Source organism: Streptomyces sp. NPDC048370, from assembly GCF_043200825.1.
Lineage (GTDB): Bacteria > Actinomycetota > Actinomycetes > Streptomycetales > Streptomycetaceae > Streptomyces.
On the sequence record NZ_JBICYI010000003.1, the window covers coordinates 523,961 to 549,101 of the forward strand.

At 71.9% G+C, this 25,141-nt stretch carries 23 protein-coding genes and 1 pseudogene; 18 read left to right on the top strand and 6 right to left on the bottom strand.

Annotation, left to right across the window (positions count from 1 at the left end; all coding sequences use genetic code 11):
- Position 1: 1 nt before the first annotated feature.
- The 3 genes and pseudogenes from ACGFYP_RS09820 to ACGFYP_RS09830 form a co-directional block, all read left to right on the top strand.
- Positions 2-685 carry a response regulator transcription factor gene (locus tag ACGFYP_RS09820; RefSeq protein WP_393488552.1) on the top strand — a complete coding sequence of 228 codons (684 nt, stop codon included), beginning with the start codon at positions 2-4 and terminating at the stop codon, positions 683-685.
- On the top strand, positions 685-1,794 hold the full coding sequence (locus ACGFYP_RS09825) for a sensor histidine kinase (RefSeq protein ID WP_393488554.1): 1,110 nt from the start codon (positions 685-687) through the stop codon (positions 1,792-1,794). The genes ACGFYP_RS09820 and ACGFYP_RS09825 overlap by 1 nt, the downstream gene beginning before the upstream one ends.
- A 131-nt stretch (positions 1,795-1,925) precedes the next feature.
- Positions 1,926-2,213 (top strand): annotated as a pseudogene (locus ACGFYP_RS09830) (LysR substrate-binding domain-containing protein); the annotation flags it as partial.
- 18 nt (positions 2,214-2,231) lie between these two features.
- On the opposite strand, the gene ACGFYP_RS09835 reads toward ACGFYP_RS09830, so the two are convergent.
- Both ACGFYP_RS09835 and ACGFYP_RS09840 read right to left on the bottom strand, forming a co-directional pair.
- Positions 2,232-4,118 carry a serine/threonine-protein kinase gene (locus tag ACGFYP_RS09835; RefSeq protein ID WP_393488557.1) on the bottom strand — a complete coding sequence of 629 codons (1,887 nt, stop codon included), beginning with the start codon at positions 4,116-4,118 and terminating at the stop codon, positions 2,232-2,234.
- Positions 4,119-4,180: 62 nt separating this feature from the next.
- Positions 4,181-5,701, bottom strand: coding sequence for a substrate-binding domain-containing protein (locus ACGFYP_RS09840; RefSeq protein WP_393488559.1), 1,521 nt, complete (start codon positions 5,699-5,701; stop codon positions 4,181-4,183).
- A gap of 179 nt (positions 5,702-5,880) precedes the next feature.
- Here ACGFYP_RS09840 and ACGFYP_RS09845 point away from each other — a divergent pair, with 179 nt between their 5' ends.
- Positions 5,881-6,822 carry an NADP-dependent oxidoreductase gene (locus ACGFYP_RS09845; RefSeq protein WP_393488561.1) on the top strand — a complete coding sequence of 314 codons (942 nt, stop codon included), beginning with the start codon at positions 5,881-5,883 and terminating at the stop codon, positions 6,820-6,822.
- Between the two features lie 217 nt (positions 6,823-7,039).
- Positions 7,040-7,921: a glycoside hydrolase family 19 protein gene (locus tag ACGFYP_RS09850; RefSeq protein ID WP_393488563.1), complete on the top strand. Its 882-nt coding sequence runs from the start codon at positions 7,040-7,042 to the stop codon at positions 7,919-7,921.
- 84 nt (positions 7,922-8,005) lie between these two features.
- Here ACGFYP_RS09850 and ACGFYP_RS09855 read toward each other — a convergent pair whose 3' ends face one another.
- A complete protein-coding gene (locus ACGFYP_RS09855; RefSeq protein ID WP_393488565.1) occupies positions 8,006-8,305 on the bottom strand; it encodes a hypothetical protein in 300 nt (99 codons plus the stop codon).
- Positions 8,306-8,577: 272 nt separating this feature from the next.
- Here ACGFYP_RS09855 and ACGFYP_RS09860 point away from each other — a divergent pair, with 272 nt between their 5' ends.
- Entirely contained in the window at positions 8,578-9,789 is a 1,212-nt protein-coding gene (locus tag ACGFYP_RS09860; protein ID WP_393488567.1) for a hypothetical protein, read from the top strand.
- Positions 9,790-9,804: 15 nt separating this feature from the next.
- On the opposite strand, the gene ACGFYP_RS09865 is transcribed toward ACGFYP_RS09860, so the two are convergent.
- On the bottom strand, positions 9,805-10,266 hold the full coding sequence (locus tag ACGFYP_RS09865; protein ID WP_393488569.1) for a MarR family winged helix-turn-helix transcriptional regulator: 462 nt from the start codon (positions 10,264-10,266) through the stop codon (positions 9,805-9,807).
- Positions 10,263-10,856 (bottom strand): DJ-1/PfpI family protein, encoded by a 594-nt coding sequence (locus tag ACGFYP_RS09870; protein ID WP_393488571.1) that lies wholly within the window; start codon positions 10,854-10,856, stop codon positions 10,263-10,265. Before ACGFYP_RS09870 ends, ACGFYP_RS09865 begins: the two co-directional genes overlap by 4 nt.
- Before the next feature lie 211 nt (positions 10,857-11,067).
- Between ACGFYP_RS09870 and ACGFYP_RS09875 the strand changes: the two genes are divergently transcribed.
- The 3 genes from ACGFYP_RS09875 (at position 11,068) to ACGFYP_RS09885 (ending at position 14,012) form a co-directional block, all read left to right on the top strand.
- Positions 11,068-12,438, top strand: a complete 1,371-nt coding sequence (locus ACGFYP_RS09875; protein ID WP_393488574.1) for an aspartate aminotransferase family protein — start codon at positions 11,068-11,070, stop codon at positions 12,436-12,438.
- A 107-nt stretch (positions 12,439-12,545) separates the two neighbouring features.
- Entirely contained in the window at positions 12,546-13,241 is a 696-nt protein-coding gene (locus ACGFYP_RS09880) for a GntR family transcriptional regulator (RefSeq protein WP_361956798.1), read from the top strand.
- Positions 13,242-13,361: 120 nt separating this feature from the next.
- Positions 13,362-14,012, top strand: a complete 651-nt coding sequence (locus tag ACGFYP_RS09885) for a hypothetical protein (RefSeq protein ID WP_361956795.1) — start codon at positions 13,362-13,364, stop codon at positions 14,010-14,012.
- A gap of 73 nt (positions 14,013-14,085) precedes the next feature.
- Here the strand turns inward: ACGFYP_RS09885 and ACGFYP_RS09890 are convergent, their stop codons facing one another.
- Positions 14,086-14,826, bottom strand: a complete 741-nt coding sequence (locus ACGFYP_RS09890; RefSeq protein WP_393489177.1) for an SLATT domain-containing protein — start codon at positions 14,824-14,826, stop codon at positions 14,086-14,088.
- Between the two features lie 290 nt (positions 14,827-15,116).
- Here ACGFYP_RS09890 and ACGFYP_RS09895 point away from each other — a divergent pair, with 290 nt between their 5' ends.
- The 9 genes from ACGFYP_RS09895 (at position 15,117) to ACGFYP_RS09935 (ending at position 25,079) form a co-directional block, all read left to right on the top strand.
- Positions 15,117-15,452 (top strand): YbaB/EbfC family nucleoid-associated protein, encoded by a 336-nt coding sequence (locus tag ACGFYP_RS09895; RefSeq protein WP_385148259.1) that lies wholly within the window; start codon positions 15,117-15,119, stop codon positions 15,450-15,452.
- Between the two features lie 81 nt (positions 15,453-15,533).
- A complete protein-coding gene (recR, locus tag ACGFYP_RS09900; RefSeq protein WP_361956789.1) occupies positions 15,534-16,133 on the top strand; it encodes a recombination mediator RecR in 600 nt (199 codons plus the stop codon).
- A 47-nt stretch (positions 16,134-16,180) separates the two neighbouring features.
- Positions 16,181-16,840: a DUF5063 domain-containing protein gene (locus ACGFYP_RS09905; protein ID WP_361956786.1), complete on the top strand. Its 660-nt coding sequence runs from the start codon at positions 16,181-16,183 to the stop codon at positions 16,838-16,840.
- Positions 16,841-16,886: 46 nt separating this feature from the next.
- Entirely contained in the window at positions 16,887-18,893 is a 2,007-nt protein-coding gene (locus tag ACGFYP_RS09910) for a tetratricopeptide repeat protein (RefSeq protein WP_393488582.1), read from the top strand.
- Between the two features lie 38 nt (positions 18,894-18,931).
- Positions 18,932-19,390, top strand: coding sequence for a hypothetical protein (locus tag ACGFYP_RS09915; RefSeq protein WP_393488586.1), 459 nt, complete (start codon positions 18,932-18,934; stop codon positions 19,388-19,390).
- A complete protein-coding gene (locus ACGFYP_RS09920) occupies positions 19,387-21,405 on the top strand; it encodes a tetratricopeptide repeat protein (RefSeq protein ID WP_393488591.1) in 2,019 nt (672 codons plus the stop codon). Before ACGFYP_RS09915 ends, ACGFYP_RS09920 begins: the two co-directional genes overlap by 4 nt.
- 294 nt (positions 21,406-21,699) lie before the next feature.
- Positions 21,700-22,971: an aspartate kinase gene (locus ACGFYP_RS09925; RefSeq protein ID WP_361956774.1), complete on the top strand. Its 1,272-nt coding sequence runs from the start codon at positions 21,700-21,702 to the stop codon at positions 22,969-22,971.
- On the top strand, positions 22,968-24,029 hold the full coding sequence (locus ACGFYP_RS09930; RefSeq protein WP_393488598.1) for an aspartate-semialdehyde dehydrogenase: 1,062 nt from the start codon (positions 22,968-22,970) through the stop codon (positions 24,027-24,029). The genes ACGFYP_RS09925 and ACGFYP_RS09930 overlap by 4 nt, the downstream gene beginning before the upstream one ends.
- Positions 24,030-24,491: 462 nt before the next feature.
- Complete coding sequence (locus ACGFYP_RS09935; protein WP_393489183.1) at positions 24,492-25,079, top strand: SigE family RNA polymerase sigma factor; 588 nt, start codon at positions 24,492-24,494, stop codon at positions 25,077-25,079.
- Positions 25,080-25,141: the final 62 nt, after the last annotated feature.

Below are 25,141 nucleotides of genomic sequence, written 5' to 3' on the forward strand. Positions count from 1 at the left end.
CATGCGCGTACTGATCGTGGAGGACGAGCCCTACCTGGCCGAAGCCGTCCGTGACGGTCTCCGCCTTGAGGCGATCGCCGCCGACATCGCCGGCGACGGCGACTCCGCCCTGGAGCTGCTCGGCGTCAACTCCTACGATCTCGCGGTCCTCGACCGCGACATTCCAGGACCCTCCGGCGACGAAGTCGCCCGGCGCATCGTCGCCTCCGGCAGCGGCATCCCGATCCTCATGCTCACCGCCGCCGACCGGATCGACGACAAGGCCTCCGGCTTCGAGCTCGGCGCCGACGACTACCTCACCAAGCCGTTCGAGCTGCGGGAGCTCGTCATGCGGCTGAGGGCGCTCGACCGCAGACGCGCCCACGCCAGGCCCCCGGTCCGCGAGCTCGCGGGCCTGCGGGTCGACCCCTTCCGCCGTGAGGTCTTCCGCGACGGACGGTACGTCGCGCTCACCCGCAAGCAGTTCGCCGTCCTCGAAGTCCTCGTCGCCGCCGAGGGCGGGGTCGTCAGCGCGGAGGAGCTCCTCGAACGGGCCTGGGACGAGAACGCCGACCCGCTCACCAACGCCGTCCGCATCACCGTCTCCGCACTGCGCAAGCGGCTCGGCGAGCCCTGGATCATCGCCACGGTGCCCGGCGTCGGCTACCGCATTGACACCGGCACGACGCACGGCCCCACGCATTGATGAGGAGACGCCCCGGGCTCAGCGCCCGACTGAAGCTCACCCTCAGCTACGCCGGATTCCTTCTCGTCGCCGGCGCTCTCCTGATGGCCGTGGTGTGGGTGTTCCTGCTGCGCTACGTCCCCGACAACCCTCAGGGCCTGCTCGGGATCTCACCCAACCGCTACCTCCTCGTGCGCACCTTCGCCCCCGCCGCGGCCCTCGCCATGGCCTTCCTCCTGGTGTTCGGCCTGCTGGGAGGGTGGATCCTCGCGGGCAGGATGCTCGCACCCCTGACGCGGATCACGGACGCGGCACGGAGGGCCGGGAACGGATCGCTGTCCCACCGGGTCCGTATGGAAGGCCGCAGGGACGAGTTCCGTGAGCTCTCCGACGCGTTCGACTCGATGCTCGACACGCTCGAATCACACGTCGCCGAGCAGCAACGGTTCGCCGCGAACGCCTCCCACGAACTGCGCACCCCGCTGGCGATCTCGCGGACCCTCCTCGACGTGGCCCGCAAGGACCCCACGCGGGACCGGGGCGAGCTCATCGAACGCCTCCACACCGTCAACACGCGGGCGATCGACCTCACCGAGGCCCTTCTGCTGCTCGGCCGAGGCGAGCGCGGAACGTTCACCCGGGAGCCGGTCGACCTGTCCCTCACCGCCGAAGAGGCCGCCGAAACGCTGCTGCCGCTCGCCGAACAGCGCGGGATCACGCTCGACGTCACCGGCGGGACGACACGGACGGCCGGCTCCGCCGAGCTCCTGCTGCGGATGGTGACGAACCTCGTCCAGAACGCGATCGTCCACAACCTCCCCGCCGGCGGCACCGTGACGGTCCACACCGAGGCGCACGGCGACGCGAGCGTGCTGCGGGTCGAGAACACCGGGCACCCGCTCCCGCCGGAGCTCGTACCGACCCTCACCGAGCCCTTCCAGCGGGGCTCGGAGCGCGTACGCACCGACGAGCACGCCGGCGTCGGCCTCGGCCTGGCCATCGTGCACAGCGTCGTCCGCGCTCACGACGGGACCCTCGACCTCACCCCGCGCCCGACGGGCGGTCTGCTCGTCACGGTCCGACTGCCGGGGCGAGCCGGGTGTCCCGCCCCACCTTCTCCCAGGCCGTGAGGTCGCCCCGGACCTGGTCCAGGTGGACCAGGATCGTGTCGATCGAGTCGTCGCCCAGGGCCAGGCGCAGCGGTGTCTCGCCACCCTGGTCGTCGGGATGTCCACCAGCCCGGGCCGGGGCGGTCTCCTGCCCGCGATCCGCTGAACTCCGGGACGACTGGCTGGCCCTGGACGCCCGGGGCGGCCGCGAGCCGGTGATCGGCGGCGAGATCGCCAGCACGGACGAGACGTACGAGGCACTGGTCGCAGGACTCGGCATCTGCCTGGTGGCCACGGGCAACGCGCCGCTGCTCACCCGGGGCGGGGTCGTCGTACGCCCCGTGGACGGGCTCTCCCCGTCCCGTTTCGCCCTGGCCTGGCGCGCGGACGACACCCGCCGCTCGGTCCAGGACTACGCGCGGGCGGCAGCCACCCCGTGACAACGCGCCGAGGACTCCCTAGCGGCGGTAGTACTCGCCCGGCTCGCCGTCCAGCATCGGATGGAGGAGCAGCCGCTCCCGCCCCTTGAAGCGGTCGATCGTCAGATAGCCGCCCGTACCGCCGCGTTCGCAGTCCCGGTCCGAGGCGTCCGGGTCGGAGGTGCCGGGGGCGATCACGAGCGGCGGCCCTGCGGCGGCGAGCAGCGAGGTGAAGGTGCAGGTCACCGTGTCCGCCGTCAGGGCGCCCTCGTCGTCCAGGCGGGGGAAGCTGCGCTGGAGGCGGACGACGGGCGAACCGATCGGACCCTGGGTGATCGTGACCTCGTCGGAGTAGCGGTCGGCGTTCTCGCCGTAGATCAGCGGGTCGTTCTCCGACTTCCACGACCCGACGAACGACTCCGGGACGATCGACGCGCCGGAGCGCGCCTTGCGGAAGGTGGCCTTCGCCGCGCCCGAGGACCACTCCAGGACGTCGGGCGAGCGCAGGGTCAGGGTCTGGTGGGCGAGCGGGGTGCACCGCTGGGACGGGACGCTGGTGGTGACGTCGGACTCGCCGAGGACCACCTTGTCCTCGTCGGCGGAGACGAGCCGCGAGCGGCCCATGCACATCTGCTCCTCCGAGGTACGGGTGTAGACGGCGGCCTTGGCGCCCGCGGCGCCCTGCACGATCTCGATCCGGGCCGCGTCCCTCGGGCTGTCGACGGAGCCGCGCAGCACGCCCTCCCAGGCCCCCAGGAAGGCGGCGGGCACGATCCCCGCCGGGCGGGGAGCCACGCTCGTGCTCGCGGACCCGGCCGGGTTCTTCCGCCCGTCCTCGCCCGCGTTCGCGTCGGGCCAGAAGCCGTACGTGAGCCCCGCGGCGGCCGCGACGACGAGGGCGGTGGCGGCGGCGACCAGGCCGGTACGGCGGGTGCGCGGCGGCTTCGGTACGGGCGTGGGGTCGTCAGGACCCGAGGCGGGGCCCGAGGCCGAGCCCGGACCCGAGCCCCGACCCACGCCCACCGCCGCCGTCGGTGTCGGCTCCGCCTCCAGGATCCGGGCCGCGTGGCGGCCGAGCCGCGCCAGGACGTCCGCCGGGAGCCAGGGGTCGGCCACCGTGATCGTCTCGACCAGCTCGGCGGCCGAGGGGCGACGCGCCGGGTCCTTCGCGAGGCAGGCCCGGACCAGGCCGCTCAGCTCGGCCGGGAGGTCCGTCAGGTCCGGCTCGTCGTGCGCGATGCGGAACATCGTGGCGTGGACGCCGCTGTCCGCCGTACCGAACGGGGAGCGGCCGGTCGCCGCGTAGACGAGGACCGAGCCCAGGCAGAAGATGTCGGAGGCGGGCGTCAGCTTGTCGCCGCGCACCTGCTCGGGCGACATGAAGCCGGGCGAGCCGACCAGCGCGCCGGTGCTGGTGAGTCCGCCGTCGGTGACGGTCTCCACCGCACGGGCGATGCCGAAGTCGATGATGCGCGGGCCGTCGACGGTCAGCAGGACGTTCCCCGGCTTGAGGTCGCGGTGGACGAGCCCGGCGGTGTGCACATGGGTGAGCGCGCGGGCGACCCCGGCGGCCAGCGTGCGGACGGTCGCGGGCGGCAGCGGCCCGAACTCGTCTCCCACCACGGCCCGCAGCGAGGGACCGGGGACGTAGCCGACGGCCACCCAGGGCGCCTCGGCCCCCGTGTCCGAGCCGAGGACCGGGGCCGTGCCCGTGCCGCCGACCTGCTCAAGGGCGGCGACCTCGCGGGCGAACCGGCGCCTGAACTCGTCCTGCGCGGCAAGCTCGGCGTGCACCACCTTCACCGCGACCGTCCGGCCGCCCGCCGAACGCGCCAGGAACACCCGGCCCATCCCGCCGGCGCCGAGCCGCCCCAGCAGACGGAACGGGCCGATGCTGACCGGGTCTTCCGCGTTCAAAGGCTCCACCAAAGGCTCCACGACCGAAGAGAATGCCAGACCGCCCGGGTGGGGTGTCGTGATCCGTGTCGTCATCCCTCGCCGCAGATCCGCAGACCCTTGGGCGTCGCGCAGGGCAGATGGCCGTGGGTGCGGATGACGTCCTGCCCGCGCCCCTGGCGCAGATAGGTGAGGAAACTGGAGGTCAGCGAGTCGGCCGGGGGTTCGCCCCAGGTGTAGGCGTACTCGATCTCCCGGTACGGGTACGACGACGCGCCGATCTCGTCCACGTTCGGGACGCGGCCGTCGACGGCCACCCGATGGAGGCCCTTCTGCCCGCTCACGGCGCGGAGTTCGGTGTACCCGATGGCTCCCGGCAGCTTGGCGACCGTGGACAGCACCTGGGCGGTGCTGTCCAGTTCGCAGCGGGTGACCGGGGCCTCGCGGTCGTCCCGGTTCTCGCAGTCCCGGGAGGAGTTCGCGGGCTCGTTGCGGCCGAGGACCCGGCGCTGGAAGACCTCGCGGGTGCCGGAGTTGGCGTCGCGGCTGACCAGCAGCACCCGGCGGTCCGGGCCGCCGGGGATCTGCTTCCAGTTGTCGATCTCGCCCCGGTAGAGGGCGCGGATCTGGTCGAGGGTGAGGTTCTCGACCGGTATCCCGTCGTTGAGGACGAGCGTGAAGAGGGAGACCGCGACCATGCTCTCGCGCAGCTGCGGGAAGCCGCCGGGCTTGCGCCCGTCGGAGAGCGCGACGACCGCGGGGGCGCCCTTGCCGCTCGCCGCTCCGGCCGCCGCCAGCTCCCGTATCCCCGCCGTCGAGCCGTGGGCGTCCACCACGATCGTGGACCCCTCGCAGTCCTTCTCGTACTTCCGCGCCAGCTCCCGCACCGCCGGGGCGAACGCGGTGGACCCTGTGACCTTGAGGGTGCCCCGGGCGCAGCCGATGGGCGGCGGGTTGTCGCTGCGGACGATGATCGTGGCGAGGGTGACCACGCAGGCGGCCAGGACGAGGGTGATGTTCCGGGCGGCGGGGCTGAAGGTCGGGGTCCTGTCGTCGACGCTCCTGGACTCGTTGCGGTGGACGTCCACCGCGTCCCGGAAGCCGGTGATCTGGATCGCGCGCTCCGTCACGCCGCCGGAGAGCATCACGAGCAGCTTGAAGTACTGCTTGCGCTCCAGGGAGACCTTGGGCATCAGGACGGACTTGCCCTGCTTGCGCAACCCGTGCCCCGCCCGCATCTCGTCCCGCACCGGTTCGTACTCCTGCGGGATCGTGGCGACCACGGCCATCACGTCCTTGTCGCTGAAGGTGATCTTCAGCCCCTCGGACTCCGTCGACGGCACGTAGTCCCCGTGGTCGATGTCGCGCTGGCCGTCGTTCTCGATCCGCAGCAGGACCAGGGTGGAGCCGTTCCTGGTGATGTCGCCGTCCCGCAGGGTCAGGGTGCCGGCGGTCTCGCCGCCCTCGCGCAGGGGCGTGTTCAGCTGCACGCGGTACCCGAGCCGCTTGCCCCGCTGCTGGAAGCGCTCGTACGCGACCACACCGGCGGAGACGAGGACACCGAGGAGCGCGGTGACCACGGCGATGACGTTCTCGGCGGTGACCCAGTCCACGGACGTGACGGTACGGACGTGTGTGCGGTTCCGTGGGGGAGGTCGCTCTCCGCCACCAGGAGTTCTCCCTTCGTTCAGCTCGCCCCCTCGGGCCGGGCACGGGTTGGCCGAACAACGGTTGCCGGGGCTGTGGACCGTGGGTGTAATGGCCACGAGGGGGCCAGGCGGAGAGGAACCCCATGCGTGTCGTCGAAGTGACCGCCTACGGCGGCCCTGAGGTCCTGAGAATGGCCCGCCGGCCGGAGCCCGAGGCCGGTGAGCGGCCCGGAATGGTCCGGGTGCGGCTGAAGGCGGCCGGGGTGAACCAGGCCGACCTGCGGATCCGCGCGGGCCGGTACGCGGACGTCGTCGGTCCGCTGAAGCCCCCGTTCGTCCTCGGGACGGACTTCGCGGGCAAGCTGATCGACCCGGTGCCCGGCCTGCCGGCGGGCACCCGGGTGGCCGGTTTCGTCCCCTGGTTCGAGGAGCTGAACGGCGAGGGTACGTACGCCGAGGTCATCTGGTCCGCCCCGGAGTGGCTGGCCCCGATCCCGGACGACGTGGACTACACCGTGGCCGCCTCCGTGCCGCTGGCCGCGGCCACCGCCCAGCGAGGCCTGGACGAGCTGGCGCTCCCGCAGGGGGCGACGCTGCTCGTCTCCGGGGCGAGTGGGGTGGTGGGCCGCTTCGCGGTCCAGTTCGCCGCCGCGGCCGGGCTGAGGGTGGTGGCCATCGCGCACGAGGGCGACCAGCACGAGCTCAAGGTCCTCGGCGCCGAGCACAGCGTCCTGCGGGGCCCCCACGACGAGATCATCGCGCGGGTGGCGGAAGCGGTCCCGGAGCGGGTGGACGCCGTCTTCGACGGCGCCTTCCACGGCGCCCCGCTGCTGCCGGCGGTGAAGGACGACGGCGCCTTCGTCGCGCTCGTCCCCGACCGCGCGCCGGCCGCCGAGCGGAACATCCGGGTGGTGACCGTCCTCGGCCGACCGGACGCGGCCCGGCTGAAGGAGACCCTGGAGAAGGTGGCGGCACGGGAGCTGATCACCCGGGTGTCCGACGTGATGCCCCTTGAGGAGGTCGCCGAGGCCCACCGCAGGGCGGAGGCGGGCCACCGCCCCGGCCGCATCGTGCTGATGATCTGATCGCGAGATACACGGAAGGCGCCGAGCCCCACGGGGTGCTCGGCGCCTTCGTCGTAGGGGAGTTGAGAGCGACGGAGGGGGCTTGGGGGGCCTGAGGGGCCGTAGGAACCGGAAGTGGAACCGGAACCAATCACCGTCACAAGAGTTGGTCTAGACCTTGACAGGTCCAGACCAAAAGCGCTTCGCTTGGCCTTCCCCCACGGAAGGCGAGCGCATCATGCGACGACTGCTCATACTCCTCTCCGCACTCTGTACGGCCATCGGCCTGGCCGTCTTCCTCCCCGCCACCACCGCCGGCGCGGCCCCCGCCTGCGTGGGCGCCTGGAACTCCTCCAGCGTCTACACGGGTGGCATGACCGCCTCGTACAACGGCCACAACTGGTACGCCAAGTGGTGGACCCAGAACGAACGCCCCGGCTCCTCGGACGTCTGGCGCGACGAGGGCACCTGCGGGGGCGGCACGACCCCGCCGCCTTCGACCGGATTCGTGGTCTCCGAGGCCCAGTTCAACCAGATGTTCCCGAGCCGGAACTCGTTCTACACGTACAGCGGCCTCACCGCGGCCCTCAGCGCCTACCCCGCGTTCGCCACCACCGGCGGCGACACGGTGAAGCGCCAGGAGGCCGCCGCGTTCCTGGCGAACGTCAGCCACGAGACCGGCGGTCTGGTCCACATCGTCGAGCAGAACACGGCCAACTACCCGCACTACTGCGACAGCGGCCAGCCCTACGGCTGCCCCGCAGGCCAGGCCGCGTACTACGGCCGAGGCCCCATCCAGCTCTCCTGGAACTTCAACTACAAGGCCGCCGGCGACGCCCTCGGCATCAACCTCCTGAACGACCCGTACCGCGTCGAGCGCGACGCTGCCGTCGCCTGGAAGACCGGCCTCTGGTACTGGAACACCCAGAACGGCCCCGGCACGATGACCGGCCACAACGCCATGGTCAACGGCGCGGGCTTCGGCCAGACGATCCGTTCGATCAACGGCGCCCTCGAATGCGACGGCAAGAACCCGGCGCAGGTCCAGAGCCGGGTCACCAAGTACCAGCAGTTCGCCCAGATCCTGGGCGTGTCCACGGGCGCGAACCTGTACTGCTGACAGCTCTCCGCAAGACGTGACGGTTCCCGGGATCCTCGGCGGAGGGCCCCGGGAATCGTTGTCATCCGTCCGTACGTGCCTTCGTCAGTACCTGTTGACGAAGCCCCAGAAGCTCGAACCCTGCCGCTGGCAGTAGCCCGAGGTCGCGGGAGTGGCCGCGATGTGGCGCTGGACGCCGGTGTTGCACTGTGCCTCGGTCGAGTACGACGACAGGCAGCGGTAGCCCGCCCGCGGTGCCGGTGAGGCGGGCGGCGGCGGGCAGGACAGGATCACCACGTCGGACACCCGCGCCGGGGCCGGAGCGGCCTGTGCGGGAGCGACCATGGCGCCCAGGACGAGTGCCGCCCCGACACCCGTACTCGCGAGCAGCTTGCGAACCATCATGCTGTTTCCCCCTCCAGGGACCGACAGACCTGACGGAGCGCCACTCTGGTAGCCGAACGGGGACGACCGAAAGACCCGCCCCCGTCCGGGACATGTCCGGGACAACGTCCCGCGACGTCAGTGCCCTCTGGGTCAGCCCTGGCCGCTTGCACGGAAGTGCTGCGGAACACCGTCGTCGGGCCCCTCGCACTCTGCCCGGAAGTACCTTCCGCCACGCCGTCGCCGTCGGCTTGAGTGGGAGGTTGCCGACGATTCCCGGAGGGCGGAGCCCGATGCGCGAGCGCCAGACCAAGGAAGCCATCGAGGAGCAGGAAGGCCGCGGGGCGAGGCGCGCGCCCGCCGGGACCGATCACCACCACGACCATCACCACCACCGGCATGAACTCCTGGGCCTCCAAAGCGCGAGGGGCAACGCCGCCGTCGTACAGATGCTCCGTGACGCCGGTCATCCCGGGACCCGGGGCGAGGCCGAGGCGCCCGCGATCCAGCGGGCGGTGACCGTCGGCGGCGCGAAGGTCGAGGACCCCGTCCAGCACCTCATGAGCAGCGGGATGGACAACTTCCTCTCGGACACCGGCAAGGTCGTCCTGGGCTACCTCAAGCGCCCCGACTTCCCCGCGTCCTTGGACGTGAAGGACAGCGACGAGCTGCTGATCGAGGTCGACAAGATCGCCGCGATGATCGACCTGGTCCACTCGATCAACTCCAGTGGAATCCTCGGTCGCAGGACGATGAATCAGCAGGGCATCGCGCACACCGGGTCGAACGACGGCGGTAACTCGACGGCGCTGGCCGTGAACGTCCTCGACGCGCGGACGGCCCAGGGCCCCGACGACATCCAGGGCGTGGTGGACCAGTCGCTGACCTCGCGCGACAACGGCAGTTTCAGCGTCGCCATGGAACGCCCTCAACAGGAGGACATGATCCTCGCCGACCTGGCCGAGGTGTCCGACGGCGGCGGTCTTTCGGCCGCGGAGCTCGAAGGCCTGCGGAAGGACGCGGCGGGCGACGAGAGCATGCTCGGGATGCTGGTGAACCACATGAAGAACCAGAAGCTGTCCGACGCGCAGAGTGAGGTCGTGGCCCGGTACACGGCGCTGCTCCAGGCGCGGACGCAGAACACGGCGATGGCGATCATCGACGATCCGGGCGCCGACGTCGCCAACCTCTCCGCCGGCACCCGGGCGTACGAGTCCGACGTGCCGGCCGATGTGATCCCGGCGGACGGGGCCGGCGGCTTCACCTCCCTCGTCCTGCCCGGGTGGTTCGAGCCGTACGGTCCGCTGCTGATGCTGAGGGAGTGGCCGCCCGGCGTCGAGCTGAGCTTCGCCGGGAACAGGAAGGTCACCGCCCACTACCGCGCGGCGGGCCAGGACTGGCCCATCACGGTCGACGCACCGGACTACGGCTCCCAGATCGGCAAGAAGCTCCAGGAGTTCAAGCTGATCGCCACGCACATCCTGAAGACGTCCGGCAGCATCTGACGAGATCTCGAGATCTCAGGGGGCTTCCTCCAGCGCCTCCAGTGCCTCCAGCGCCCTGGAGAGCCGTTCCAGGACCCGTACGGTCTCCTCGAAGGCCTCCAGGCCCCCGAGTTCGCGCGTCAGGCGCTCCGCCAGGTCCGCGTGGCCCGGGTCGATGCGCCGGATCGCGGCGCGGCCCTCGGGGGTCGGGGTGAGGAGCTTGGCGCGGCGGTGGGCCGGGTTCGGTTCGTACGCCGCGAGGCCCCGCTCGACCAGGAGGTCCGCGATCCGCTGGACGCTCTGCCGGGTGATGCCCATGGCGCGGGCGATCCCGGCGACCGGCAGCGGCTCGGGGAGCACGGCGCCCAGGACCTGCCACCACGCGGCGGTAAGCCCTGCGGGCTCGGCCAGCTTCTCGGAGACGCCGAGGAACTGGCCGTTCAGCCGGAAGACGCCGAGGGCCGTACGGGACAGGGCGTCCTGCTGCTCCCGGCTCACGCGTTCAGCTCCTCGTACGCCGCCGGGTCCGAGTCGTGGAAGAGGCGGTACCAGGCGTCGAGCTTGGCGCCCTCGAAGGCGCCCATCCTGCCGAGCACCTCGCGGGCGAAGGCCACGGGCTCGGTCGGCCCTGCGGTGATCAGGTCGCCGTCGGTGACCGCGTCCGCGTCGACGTAGTGCTCGCCGCCCCGGTAGCCGGTGGCGGCCAGGTAGAACGAGACGGCGCTGGTGTGCGGGCGGTCGTCGAGGAGGCCCTCGCGGGCGAGGCCGGCCGTGGCGCCGCAGATCGCGGCGACGGGGACGCCCGCGTCGAGGAAGCGGCGGGCGGCGGCCGCGAAGGGGGCGAGGTCGTCGCCCGTGTCCCAGAGGTCGGCGCCCGGGAGGATCAGCAGCGCGCTCTCCTCCGGCCGGAGGTCTTCGAGGGAGAGGTCGGGGAGGATCCGCGTCCCGCCGACGGTGGTGACGGGCTTGTCGGCGACGGGACCGACGGTCCTGACCGTGAAGCCGGAGCGGGCGAGCCAGGCGGTGGCGTGACCCGTCTCCCAGTCGGCGAGGGTGTCGTAGACGGCGAGGTGGACGGTGCGGGACATGGGGAGCCTCCTGCGTGGTGTCGATGCCGTGCAGTGCTTGGCCGTGCCGGTGCTTATGACAGAAGACTGTCATGATGACAGCAAGCTGTCAATGGAGATGAGGCTCGTGTGCTCACGGGCGGGCGCGGCAGCCAACCTGTCTGGTCCGCCCCGGTCTCGGTGGACAAGATGGTCATGGCCGCTCCGACCTGCGCGTACTTACCCTGGACGCATGACCCCTCATGTCGCCCCCGTCGTTCCCGATCCGCAGGCCGGCGCGGCCGTGAAGGCCGCGGACCGCGCGCACGTGTTCCACTCCTGGTCCGCCCAGGGCCTGATCGACCCGCTCGCCGTCGCCGGCGCCGAGGGTTCGTACTTCTGGGACTACGAAGGCAACCGCTACCTCGACTTCACCAGCGGCCTCGTCTACACCAACATCGGCTACCAGCACCCGCGCGTGGTCGCCGCCATCCAGGAGCAGGCCGCGAAGCTCACCACCTTCGCGCCCGCCTTCGCCATCGACGTACGCTCCGAGGCCGCACGCCTCATCGCCGAGCGCACCCCCGGCGACCTGGACAAGATCTTCTTCACCAACGGTGGCGCCGAGGCCGTCGAGAACGCCGTACGGATGGCCCGTCTGCACACGGGCCGCCACAAGGTGCTCTCCGCCTTCCGCTCGTACCACGGCGCCACCTCCACCGCGATCAACCTGACCGGCGACCCGCGCCGCTGGGCCTCCGACACCGGCTCCGCGGGCGTCGTGCGCTTCTGGGCGCCGTTCCTCTACCGCTCGCCGTTCTACGCCGAGACCGAGGCGCAGGAGTGCGAGCGCGCCCTCGCGCACCTTGAGGACACCATCGCCTTCGAGGGCCCCGGCACGATCGCCGCGATCATCCTGGAGACCGTCCCCGGCACCGCCGGCATCATGACCCCGCCGCCCGGCTACCTCGCCGGCGTCCGCGCGATCTGCGACAAGTACGGCATCGTCTTCGTCCTCGACGAGGTCATGGCGGGCTTCGGGCGTACGGGCAAGTGGTTCGCCGCCGAGCACTTCGACGTCGTGCCCGACCTGATGACCTTCGCCAAGGGCGTGAACTCCGGCTACGTACCCCTCGGCGGTGTCGCCATCAGCGCCGAGATCGCCGCGACCTTCGACAAGCGGCCCTACCCGGGCGGACTGACCTACTCCGGTCACCCGCTCGCCTGCGCCGCCGCCGTGGCCACCATCCAGGTGATGGAGGACGAGAAGGTCGTCGAGCACTCCGCCCACATCGGCGAGACCGTCCTCGGCCCCGGCCTGCGCGATCTCGCCGAGCGCCACCCGTCCGTCGGCGAGGTCCGCGGCATGGGCACGTTCTGGGCGCTCGACCTGGTCAAGAACAAGGAGACCCGCGAGCCGCTCGTCCCGTACAACGCGACGGGCGAGGCCAACGCCCCCATGGCGGCCTTCGGCGCGGCGGCCAAGAAGCACGGCCTGTGGCCGTTCATCAACATGAACCGGACCCACGCCGTCCCCGCCTGCAACGTCTCCGAGGCGGAGGCCAAGGAGGGCCTCGCCGCCCTCGACGCGGCGCTCTCCGTGGCCGACGAGCACACCGCGTAACAGCGCGGGCGTCGCGCCCGGGTCGCGTAAAGGAGAAAAGCGTCACGGAGCAGGACCCTCCGTCTGGTCTAGGGTGTCCCAGAGCCGGACGGAGGGGGCCGACCATCATGCCCGCGAGCGGAGCTGTCACCCGCAACACCCTGCGGCGGCAGATCGCGGACGCGCTCCGTGACGAAGTGCTCGCCGGGCGTTTGCAGCCGGGCGAGGAATTCACCGTCAAGCAGATCGCCGAGCAGTACGGCGTCTCCGCGACCCCGGTCCGCGAGGCCCTCGTCGACCTCTCCGCGCAGGGGCTCCTCGACTCCGACCAGCACCGCGGCTTCCGCGTGCACCAGTTCACGATCGCCGACTACCGCGGCATGGTCGAGGCCCGCATGCTCGTCGTGGACGGCATCTTCCGCCGCCACGACCCCCTCGTGCACCCGCCGGGCCCCGACGTCTCGCGCGGGGTCGCGCTCGTCTCCATACGGCGCCGCGGCGAGGCGGCGGCCCGGGCGGCCCGCGCCGGCGACCTCGACATCCTCATCGGCTACGACATCCGCTACTGGCGCGAGCTGGCCCGGCTGGTCTCCGACAACGACTACATCGCCGACTTCCTGCACCGGCTCCGCGTCCAGGCCTGGGTGTTCTCCGTGCCGTACCTGCGCTCGGACCGGGACGTCCTCGGCTGGCTGTGGAGCGGGCACGTGGACCTCGTCGACGCGCTGACCCTCGGCGACGCGGCCGCCGCGGTCGAGGTGATGCGGGCGTACAACCGGCAGTCCCTGGAGTGGGCGGACCGCCTGGAGACACGAACCCGCTGACCGGACCGTGGGTCAGGGGTGTCGGAGGGTGCGTCGAGGGGCAGGTCCCCACCGGGTGTGCGGCGCGGACCGTGCCGACTACCCTGGCCGTCCCTGCAACTGACGGAGAGCGAGCCTCCCTTGGCCTGTGACCTGTGGCTGGTCCCGCTGGTGGACGTGCTGTGCCACAGCCCCGACAACCCCTTCGCCGAAGAGATCGCCGCCTACGACAAGGCCCTGACCGCGTCGGGTCTGCCGACCGTCCCCGTGTACGCGTACATGCCGGGGCTCTCCGGCGACGTCGCGCCCATCGCCGGGTTCGACTACGACGCCCTGCACTTCCTGCGCCGCGCCTACCTGCTGCAGCTCTGCGGCCTGCCCGTCGAGCCGGTCGGCGAGCTCGGCGGGGACTACGAACAGCTCCTGGAGATGTTCGAGTCGGCCGCACAGCAGTCCCACCTCGTCTGGCACTACGACCACGCGGGGGCCTATGTGCCCGTGGACTTCCCGGCTCCGCTCTCCAGCGACGAACTCCTGGAGGGCGGCGGCCCGCTGGGGTCCTCGCACGGGCTGCTGCGGGAGCTCGAGCTCGTCGCGCCCGCGATCGGGATCGACCCGGCCAACCCGCCGGCCCCGCCGCTGCCGCCGGAGCGGCCGACCTCCCTGGAGGAGCCGGCCAGGCCGATCGCGTACGACGACAGCCCGTTCGCGCGCGAGCGCCACGTGTGGCTCGGCCTGCACGCGGCGGCGACCAGGAGCCTCGGCCAGGGCTCGATGATCATCCTGAGCTGAAGGTCGTCGAAGGTGGAGGGGCGGCCCGAAAAGACGGGGCCGCCCCTCCATTCATGTCCACGTACGCGGACGGTCAGCGCGGTTCGGGTGGACGCTGCCTCGGCATGTTCGGGCGGGTGCCCGGCGGGAGCGGGAAGCGGGACGACGGGTGGGCGCCCTCGGGGCGGGACGGGCCCGCGCCGACCGCCTGCAGGGCCAGCGGCGCGGGGCCGGAACGGAACTCGATCATCCAGTCCGCCGTCTCGGCCCGTACGAGCTCGGTCACGTCCTCCGAGAACCGGCGCAGCACCCCGAGGCACCGCTCCGCCGCCTCGCTCGCGGTCCCCTCGGTGGGCCCGAGGACCTCCCGTACGCTCTCCGACGCCCAGTCGAACTGCAGGGCCTGCAGCCTGCGCTGCACCGCCTGCGCCGTCGCCACGTCCCTTATCCAGCCGGACGTCAGCCCGAAGTACCGGTCGCAGGCCATGCACGCGGCGCCGAGCAGCAGGGACAGGTACCCCCAGCCCGCCGCCCCGTCCGGCGCGACGTCGGTCAGGTCGAGCAGCGGCAGGGCGGCGCCCACGACGACGCCCAGGGCCGTACCGACCCGCAGGGCCCGGGCGCAGCGGCGCTTCCAGACCCGGTCGGACAGGTACCACTCCGCGGTGCGCAGCGCGTTGGACTCGACCCAGCGGTACAGCTCGTCCAGACGCTCCGCGGGCTCGCCCCAGTCGCCGAGCGGGAACGGTGTCCCGGTCAGATCGCGGTGCGCGGCGGACCGCCCGGGCTGCCCCGGTCGCCCAGGCTCCCCGGGGGGCGGCTGCGGCGGCTGCATCTCCGGCTGCTGGCTCACCGGGGCACTCCTCTGTTCAGCTCAGCGCTCGTGGCCTTCTGTGACGTGCGGTGCACGTGGTGCCTGCCCTTCCTACCGCCGAATGGTGGGCTGTGGGCCCGGAATCCCGGGATTTCCGCCCGCAAGGGGGTCTTGATCAGGTAGAGGAGCCCGCAGTTTCTCACTCGAAAGAGTTGTGGCGGCAGGCCGGGCATGGACCACGTAGGCTCGGCATACCGAACATCAGTCGTCCCGGTGTCCTGCGGATACCGGCGAAAATGCCAGGAGTGACCGTGATTCCCGGTGGTGGCCAGCCCAACATGCAGCAGCTCCTCCAGCAGGCCCAGAAGATGCAGCAGGACCTCGCGCGCGCCCAGGAGGAGCTCGCCGCGACCGAGGTCGAGGGCCAGGCGGGCGGCGGTCTGGTGACGGCCACGGTCACCGGCTCGGGCGAGCTGCGCGGCCTGGTGATCGACCCCAAGGCGGTCGACCCGGAGGACACCGAGACCCTGGCCGACCTGGTCGTCGCCGCCGTCAAGGCCGCCAACGACAACGCGCAGCAGCTCCAGCAGGACAAGCTGGGCCCGCTGGCGCAGGGCCTGGGCGGAATGCCGGGCCTGGGCTTCTGAGCCGGTTCGCGGGCCTGGGCTTCTAAGGCGCCCCGGCAGCCACTACCGTAAGAAACAAGCACTTCTGAGAAGGGCGTTCCGTTGTACGAAGGCGTGGTTCAGGACCTCATCGACGAACTGGGCAGGCTGCCCGGCGTCGGTCCCAAGAGCGCCCAGCGGATCGCCTTCCACATCCTCCAGGCCGAGCCGACCGACGTGCGCCGTCTCGCGCACGCGCTCCTGGAGGTCAAGGACAAGGTCAGGTTCTGCGCGGTCTGCGGCAACGTGGCCCAGCAGGAGCAGTGCAACATCTGCCGCGACCCGCGCCGGGACCAGACGGTCATCTGTGTGGTCGAGGAGCCGAAGGACGTCGTGGCGATCGAGCGGACCCGCGAGTTCCGCGGCCGCTACCACGTGCTCGGCGGCGCGATCAGCCCGATCGAGGGCGTCGGCCCCGACGACCTGCGCATCCGGGAGCTGCTCGCGCGGCTCGCGGACGGTTCGATCACCGAGCTGATCCTGGCGACCGACCCGAACCTGGAGGGCGAGGCCACCGCGACGTACCTGGCGCGGATGATCAAGCCCATGGGCCTCAAGGTCACGCGCCTGGCGAGCGGCCTGCCGGTCGGCGGCGATCTGGAGTACGCCGATGAGGTCACCCTGGGGCGTGCCTTCGAGGGGCGGCGACTGCTAGATGTATGACGACAGGGTCTGCGCGCCCGCGCCCGCGCTCGAAGGAGGCACCCGCGATGTCTGATGCCACACTGCACGCGATCACGCAGGACCCGGACGACTTCGCGGTCCAGATCGCCGACTCGATCGAGTCCTTCATCGTGGCGACCACGGAAGTGGCCAAGGGCGACGAGCCCGACAGCGCCGTGCCCTTCCTGCTCCTGGAGATCTCCCAGCTGCTCCTCGCGGGCGGCCGTCTCGGCGCCCACGAGGACATCCTCCCGGACGAGCGGTACGAGCCCGACACGGGCCCTGAGCCGGACGTGGACGACCTGCGCCTGCGCTTCGCGGCGATGCTGGAACCGGTGGACGTCTTCTCCGAGGTCTTCGACCCGTACGAGCCCCGCAAGGCCCCCGTACCGGCCCGGATCTCCGACAACCTCGCCGACATCGTCACCGACCTGCGCCACGGCCTCGCCCACTACCGCGCGGGGCGCACGAGCGAGGCCCTGTGGTGGTGGCAGTTCTCGTACTTCTCCAACTGGGGCCCGACGGCCTCGGCGACCCTCCGCGCCCTCCAGTCCCTCGTCGCCCACGTCCGCCTCGACCAGCCCCTGGCGGCTCTGGACGGCCTGGACACGGACGAGGACCTGACGGAGGACGACCTCGCGGAGGAGGCGGGCCGGGTCATGGCGGAGGAGATCGCGGGACCGCTGGGGCTGGGCCTGAAGCAGTAGGAGCGGCCGGCCTTCGGGGCGCCCGTGGCCCTGCCATCATGGACCGATGACTGGGGGAACGGGCGGGACCGAGGCTTCCGGCGAGCGTTCGGTCGCGGCCGGCGGGGGCATCGGGCGCGTCAACACGGGTGACTTCGTCACCCAGGTCGAGCGCGCCACCTTGCTGCCGCCGGAGGCTTTGACGGTCTCCCCGTCGGGATTGGTCCATCTCCCTGAGCGCACGCAGCTGTTCGTGGGTCGGACCCGTGAACTCGCCTTGCTGGACGAGGGATCGGGAATCCAGGTCCTCTGCGGCCTGGGAGGCATCGGCAAGTCGACGCTGGCGGCGCGCTGGGCGGCGGACCGGATGGCCGACCACACGGTGGTCTGGTGGATCACGGCCGAGACCCCGGCCGAACTCGACGCGGGCCTGGCCGACCTGGCGCGGGCCATGCAGCCGTCGGTGGTGGGCGTACTGCCCGAAGACGCGCTGCGCGAGCGGGCGTTGCAGTGGCTGGGGACCCACGAGGGCTGGCTGCTCGTCCTCGACAACGTCTCCGACCCGGCGGACCTGCGTCCGCTCCTGGCCCGAGCGGGCGGCGGCGGCCGGATCCTGGTGACGTCGCGGCGGGCGTCGGGCTGGCAGGACATCGCGCGGACGGTGGCGCTGGAGGTCCTGGGGCAGGGCGAGGCGGCCGAGCTCTTCACGGGATTCTGCGATGCCGACGACGGACTCGACGCGCTCTGCGCGGAGTTGGGCTACCTGCCGCTCGCGCTGAAGCAGGCGGCCGCGTACTGCGCGGAGGCCGGCATCACCCCCCGTACGTACCGGGAACTGCTCGCCGCGTACCCCGCCGAGATGTTCGCGGCAACGTCGGAGGGCGGCGAGGCGGCCCGCACGCTGGCGCGGGTCTGGCAGGTGACGTTGGACCGGCTGGCGGACACGCCGACGGCCGTCTCCGTGCTCCGGGTCATCGCCTGGTGGGCGCCCGAGGGGATCCCGCGCTGGCTCCTCGAGCCGCTGGGCACGCCTCTGGAGGTCACGGAGGGGGTACGGCGCCTTGCCGCGCACAGCATGATCACGCTGCGGAACGGGGAGCTGACCGTCCACCGGCTGGTGCAGGCCGTGGTCCGTGCGGACCCGGCGGCAGCGACGGCGGCCGCTGCGGCCCGCGAAGTCGCCACGCAACTGCTCCGCAGGGGTGCGTGGTACGCGGTGGACGGCGCGGGTCGGCGGGTTGCCGTCCACGCGGAGGCACTGGCCGGCCATTCCGATCAGGCCGACGACACCGAGGATGCGGCCAGACTGTTCGAGGTGGCCGCACTGTTCTTCCGGTTGGACACGGTCGGGGCCCGGGCCTTGCCGCTCGCCGAGCGGGCGCTGAACTCCATGCGCCGGATCCTCGGCCCGGACCACCTGGACACGCTGCGCGCGGTGCAGCACCTTGCCCTGGCCTTGGAGATGGAGGGCAGCAAGGCGCGGGCGGTCGAACTCCTGGAGGACGGTCTCGCCGCGCGGTTGCGGGTTCTGGGGCCGGATGACCCTGCCACCTTGGAAGCCCGCGAGGGCTTGGCTCGAGTCCTACGGGAGTTCGAACCGACGCGAGCGGAGGAACTGCTCGCCGAGAACGTCGACCACTTTCACCGTCTCCTGGGGCCCAGGCATCCCGACACGATCCAGGCGCGGTACGAGCTGCTCGAAGCCTCCTCTCGCGGGGACCTCGACGTGGTGCTTCTTGAGGAACTCGCCACCGAAGCCGAGCACGCGTCGCCGCAGGATCCCAACGTGGAAGCCAGGATCAAGCGCTCCCTGGCCCTGGCGCTCGCGGCCGCCGGGGAGACGGAGCGCGCCTTGGCCCTTGCGGAGAACGTGATCGAGGATGTTCGGCGCCGCGACGGTGATACCGACGCGCACACCTTCCTCTCGCGCCTCATCGTCGTCCACGTGCTCATGCTGGGTGGACAAGTGGACCGCGGTCGTGTCGTAGGGGCCGAACTGTTGGAGGACTGCCTGCGGACGGTCGGGGAGTGCGACCTGACGCGGCTCGTGCGGCAGCAGATGGAGTTGGGGTAAGGCCGCCCAGCTCCGCTCCTCGCTGCCATCATGGACGCATGGCAACGCAGACGCAGACGCAGCCGCAGAGGCGGTCAAAGGCACTCCTGTGGACCGGTGTCGGCGTCGGTGTCGTCGGGGTCGGTGCGCTGATCGCCGTCGCCCTCGCCGACCTCGGCAAGGCCGACCAGATCGCCAGCGTCACCGGGGCCGTTCTCGCCGCCGTGGGCATCGGGCTCACCCTCTGGGGGCAGTTCGGCAGGGGCGCGGCCGCCCCGCAGGCCGCACCGCCCGCGCCCGGCGTGACCGCCTCCGGCGCGGGCGCCGTCGCGGCGGGCGGCAGCATCGGGTCCGTGGCGACGGGCAGCGGTACGAGCCCGGCACCGGCACCGGCTTCCGCGCCCGCACCTGCCCCCGGGCCGTCCACCACCCCCGCCCCCGGGCCCGTGACCGCCTCCGGCGACCGGTCCGTCGCGGCCGGTGGTGACATCGGGAGCGTGTCGACGGGCGACGCGTGACCGGCGTCGAGCGCGAGGGTGAGCGCGGCGTCGAGGCCGGCGGGGACCGTTCCGTCGCCGCCGGTGGGAACATCGGGCGGGTCGCGACCGGGGACCACGTCACCCAGGTCGAACGCGCCATCCTCCTCCCGCCCGAGGCCCTCGCCCCCGCCGCCTGCCCCGACGGGCTCGTCAACATCCCGCGCAAGGCCGTGCGGTTCGTCGGTCGTGAGCGTGAACTCGGCTGGCTGGACGCGTACTTCGACGGCCCGGACCACCACGTCGTCGCCGTCCGGGGCCTCGGCGGCATCGGCAAGTCGACGCTCGCCGCCCGCTGGGCGACCCTGCGGGCCGGGGGCCACCGGCCCACGTGGTGGATCACCGCCGAGAGCCGTGCCGACCTCGACGCCGGGCTCGCCGCCCTCGCCGGGGCGATGCAGCCCGCACTGATCGACGTACTCCCGCAAGAGGCCTTGCGCGAGCGGGCGTTGCAGTGGCTGGCCACGCACGACGGGTGGCTGCTCGTGCTCGACAACGTGACCGTGGCCGCCGACGTCGAGGCCGTGCTCTCGCGGGTCGAGCGGCGCGGGCGGATCCTGATCACCACCCGGCAGGCAGGCGGGTGGGACGGTCTCGCCGAGGTGCTCGCCCTGACCGTGCCGGACGTGGACGACTCGTACGCGATGTTCGCGCAGGCCGTCACCGGTCTCGGGGACGGGGACGACCGCCGGGCGAGGAAGCTCTGCGCGACGCTGGGACACCTGCCGCTCGCCGTCGCCCAGGCGGCCGCCTACTGCGCCGAGACCCGCACGACGCCCGGCGAGTACCTCGATCAGCTACGGCAGTACCCGGGGGAGTTGTACGAGACGACGCCGGGCGACGGGCGGCAGGCGGTCGCCTGGACCTGGCGGCTCACCCTGGACCGGCTCGTGGCCGCCGATCCGCTCACCGGGACCATCCTGCGCGTCCTCGCGTGGTGGGGGCCCGACCGGATCCCCCGGGACCTCCTCGACCGGCTCGGGCCCACGCCGCGCGTGCGCCGCGCGGTCGGCCGGCTCGCCGCGCACAGCATGGTCACGCTGCACGAGGACGGCGCCGCCTCCGTACACCGGCTCGTGCAGGCCGTCGCCCGCACGGCGGACGCGAGCGATCCGCACCGGCGTGCCGAGGACATCGACCGGGCCCGCCTCCTCGCGGAGGAGGCGCTGGCGGCCGCGCTGCCGCAGGGCGCCGACGGCCGGGCGGAGTGGAGCGCGTGGCGCGAGCTGTTCCCGCACGTCGAGACGTACGTCGGGCAGGTCGACCCGGCGGACGACACCGAGCGCACGGCGGCCATGCTGCACCAGGGGGCCAGGTTCCTGGTGTCGGACAGGGACCTGACGGAGGCGGCGCTCTGGTTCGAGCGGGCGGTCCTCTGCCGGGCGCGGGTGCTCGGCGAGGACCACCCCCAGACCTCGGCCAGCCGTGAGGGCGTCGCCGAGTGCTGGGCCATCGGATGGGACCTGGAGCCGTCGGTCGAGCTCCAGGCGCGGGTGGTCGCCGACCTGGAGCGGGTGCTCGGCGAGGACCGGGCGGAGACGCACGTCGCCCGTGGCCGGCTCGCGATCACCTGGCGCCATCTCGGAGACACGGAAGGCGCGGTCGAGCTCCTCGAGGGGGCGCTCGCCGGGCTCGAACGGCTGCGGGGCCCCGCCCACCGGGACACCCTGCTGGTGCGGAGCCACCTCGGCGTCGCCTACCAGGACGCAGGGCGTCTGGAGGACGCGATCGCCCTGCACGAGCGGACCCTCGACGAGCGGCGGAGCCTGCTCGGTCCGGACCACCCCGAGACGCTGACCTCGCGGCTGAACCTGGCCCGGCTGTACGAGGCGGTGGGGGAGGTCGAGCGGGCGGCGGCGGCGTTCGACGCGGTGGTCGACGACGCCGTACGGGCGCTGGGGGAGGACCATCCCTTCACCACCCACCTGATGCATGTCGAGCCCCCGGGCGGGTGGAGGCACCTGCCGCCCGGGTGGCTTCCCGGCGCGGACTGGTGAGGCCCCCAGCCGCGGGGGGCCCCGCCCCGCCTGCGCCCCCCCGCTGACGCACCCCACCAGGGCCCCCGACCAGGGCCCCCGCCGATGTGAGCCCGCGCACACCTCCGCTCCTCCCCGCGTACCCGCGCCCCTCCCGGGCAGACGGTCTCCCACGGGCGGCCCGGGTTCCACGGTCGTGATCACGTCCTGAGCGGGACATCTCAGGATGCGATATACGGTCGGCGATCCCGGGCCGCTCGTTAAACTGAGCCGACCGCAGTAATGACTGCGGCAGAGACTGATCGAGGAGCGCACGTGGGCCTTGTCGTGCAGAAGTACGGAGGCTCCTCCGTTGCCGATGCCGAAGGCATCAAGCGCGTCGCCAAGCGAATCGTGGAAGCCAAGAAGAACGGCCACCAGGTGGTCGTCGTGGTCTCCGCGATGGGCGACACGACGGACGAGTTGATCGATCTCGCCGAGCAGGTATCCCCGATGCCTGCCGGGCGTGAGTTCGACATGCTGCTGACCGCCGGAGAGCGGATCTCCATGGCCCTGCTGGCCATGGCGATCAAAAACCTGGGCCACGAGGCCCAGTCGTTCACGGGCAGCCAGGCCGGCGTCATCACCGACTCGGTCCACAACAAAGCGCGCATCATCGATGTCACGCCGGGCCGGATCCGTACCGCCCTCGACGAGGGCAACATCGCCATCGTCGCGGGCTTCCAGGGTGTGTCCCAGGACAAGAAGGACATCACCACGCTCGGCCGCGGCGGCTCGGACACGACCGCCGTCGCGCTGGCCGCCGCGCTCGACGCCGAGGTCTGTGAGATCTACACCGACGTCGACGGCGTCTTCACGGCCGACCCGCGCGTGGTGAAGAAGGCGAAGAAGATCGACTGGATCTCCTTCGAGGACATGCTGGAGCTCGCCGCCTCCGGCTCCAAGGTGCTGCTGCACCGCTGCGTCGAGTACGCACGCCGCTACAACATTCCGATCCACGTCCGCTCGTCCTTCTCGGGGCTGCAGGGCACGTGGGTCAGCAACGAGCCGCAAGGGGATCTCAAGGTGGAGCAGGCCATCATCTCGGGCGTCGCCCACGACACCTCCGAGGCGAAGATCACCGTCGTCGGCGTGCCGGACAAGCCGGGCGAGGCCGCGGCCATCTTCCGTGCCGTCGCGGACGCCGAGATCAACATCGACATGATCGTCCAGAACGTCTCGGCCGCCTCCACCGGCCTGACGGACATCTCCTTCACCCTCCCCAAGGCCGAGGGCCGCAAGGCCATCGACGCCCTGGAGCGGACGAAGGACCTGATCGGCTTCGACTCGCTGCGCTACGACGACCAGATCGGCAAGATCTCCCTGGTCGGCGCCGGTATGAAGACCAACCCGGGCGTCACCGCCGACTTCTTCCGGGCGCTCTCCGACGCCGGTGTGAACATCGAGCTGATCTCGACCTCCGAGATCCGCATCTCGGTCGTCACCCGCGCCGACGACGTCAACGAGGCCGTGCGCGCCGTGCACACCGCCTTCGGCCTGGACAGCGACTCCGACGAGGCCGTCGTCTACGGAGGCACCGGACGATGACCCCCAAGCCGACGCTCGCGGTCGTCGGTGCGACCGGAGCCGTCGGTGCGGTCATGCTCCAGATGCTCACGCAGCACGCGGACGTCTGGGGCGAGATCCGACTCGTCGCCTCTCCGCGCTCGGCCGGGCGCAAGCTCGCCGTGCGCGGGGAGGAGACCGAGGTCCTCGCCCTGAGCGAGGAGGCTCTTGAGGGCGCCGACCTCGCTCTCTTCCTGGTGCCCGAGGACATCGCGGCGCGCTGGGCGCCGATCGCCGCCGCCAAGGGCGCGGTGGTCGTGGACACCTCCGCGGCGTTCCGGGCCGACCCGGACGTGCCGCTGGTGGTCCCCGAGATCAACCCGCACGCCGTACGGGTACGGCCCCGGGGCATCGTCGCGAGCCCCGGCTGCTCCACGCTCGCGCTGATCGTCGCCGTGGGCGCGCTGCACGCCGAGTTCGGGCTCGCCGAGCTGGTGGTGACCGCCCAGCAGGCCGCGAGCGGGGGCGGGCAGGCCGGCGTCGCCGCGCTGCGCGCGCAGCTCTCGCTGGTGGCGGGGACCGAGCTGGGCACGCACCCCGGTGACGTCCGGCGGGCCGTCGGCGACGACACCGGTCCCTTCCCCGGTCCTGTCGCGCTCAACGTGGTGCCCTGGTCCGGGGCGCTGACCGCGGACGGCTGGTCCTCCGAGGAGCTGGGGCTGCGCGAGGAGACCCGCAAGATCCTCGACCTTCCCGAGCTGCCCGTCGCCGCGACCTGCGTCCGCGTGCCGGTGGTGACCGCGCACTCGGTCTCCGTGCACGCGCGGTTCGAGCGGCCGGTGAGCGTCGGACGGGCGCACGAGATCCTGGCGACCTCGCCCGGCGTGGTGCTCTTCGACGATCCGGCCTCGGGCGACTTCCCCACGCCCGCCGACGTCGTGGGCACGGACCCGGTCTGGGTGGGGCGGGTGCGCCGGTCGATGGACGACGAGCGGACGCTCGAGTTCTTCGTCTGCGGCGACAACCTGCGCAAGGGCGCGGCGCTGAACGCCGTGCAGATCGCGGAGTCGATCATTCGTCCTGAGCGTCCCGAGGGTTAGGAGCGCCGCCCGGAGGGTCCGGAGCGTCCGGAATTCGGCGACGACTGATCGTTCGACTTTGTAGGATCTGTGAACGGCCTGTGAGCAAGTCGGCGCCAGATGCCCCTTGAACTGGGGTGACGCCATGTTCGACGATGCTCTTCACCCTTGCCGCAACCGGTAGTTGGGTGAGGGGCGTCTTTTTGCGCACCCAAGTGGTGCGGTGCAGTACGCGCTGTGAATACGGGGCATTGGGGAAGAGCGGGTACGCATGAGGGCAATTGGTGCACCGGCAAGAACGGTGGCGTACTCGTACAACCCTGACGGGGGGAAGCGTGTCCAACAGGCGTGGCAGAGGTTCTCGACATCGCGGCGGTCGTCCCGCTCCGTGGCACGCTCAAGGTTCCCGCACGCGCCGGCTACGGCGCGGGCAGCGGCGTCCCTGTGGCGCGCCCGCTCAGGCGACCGCGTCCGGCCGGCGGCATGCCGGTGATCGCCCCGATGCCCGCAGGGACCCGGGCGGCCGGTGTGACCGGCATTCCCTCGCCCCGCGAGAGCGCTGAAGGCACCGTGTCCGCGGGCACCTCCGTCGATCACCTGACCGAGACCTACCGAGCGCACTACCGCTCGCTGCTCGGTCTCGCCGCGCTGCTCCTCGACGACACGGCCTCCTGCGAGGACGTGGTCCAGGAGGCGTTCATCCGCGTCCACTCCGCGCGCAAACGGGTCCGTGACCCGGAGAAGACCCTGGCCTATCTGCGCCAGACGGTCGTCAACCTCTCGCGCTCGGCTCTGCGCCGCCGCATCCTCGGCCTGAAGCTGCTCTCCAAGCCGATGCCGGACATGGCGAGCGCGGAGGAGGGCGCGTACGACCAGCTGGAGCGGGACGCGCTGATCAAGGCGATGCGCGGGCTCCAGCGGCGGCAGCGCGAGGTACTGGTCCTGCGATACTTCGCGGACATGACCGAGGCCCAGGTGGCCGAGACCCTCGGGATATCCCTGGGGTCGGTGAAGGCGTACGGCTCGCGTGGCATCGCGGCGCTGCGCGTCGCGATGGAGGCGACGGCATGAGCTCCGGCGGTACGGGTTCCGGTGGTATGAGCTCCGGTGGTACGAGCTCTGGTGATGCGCGC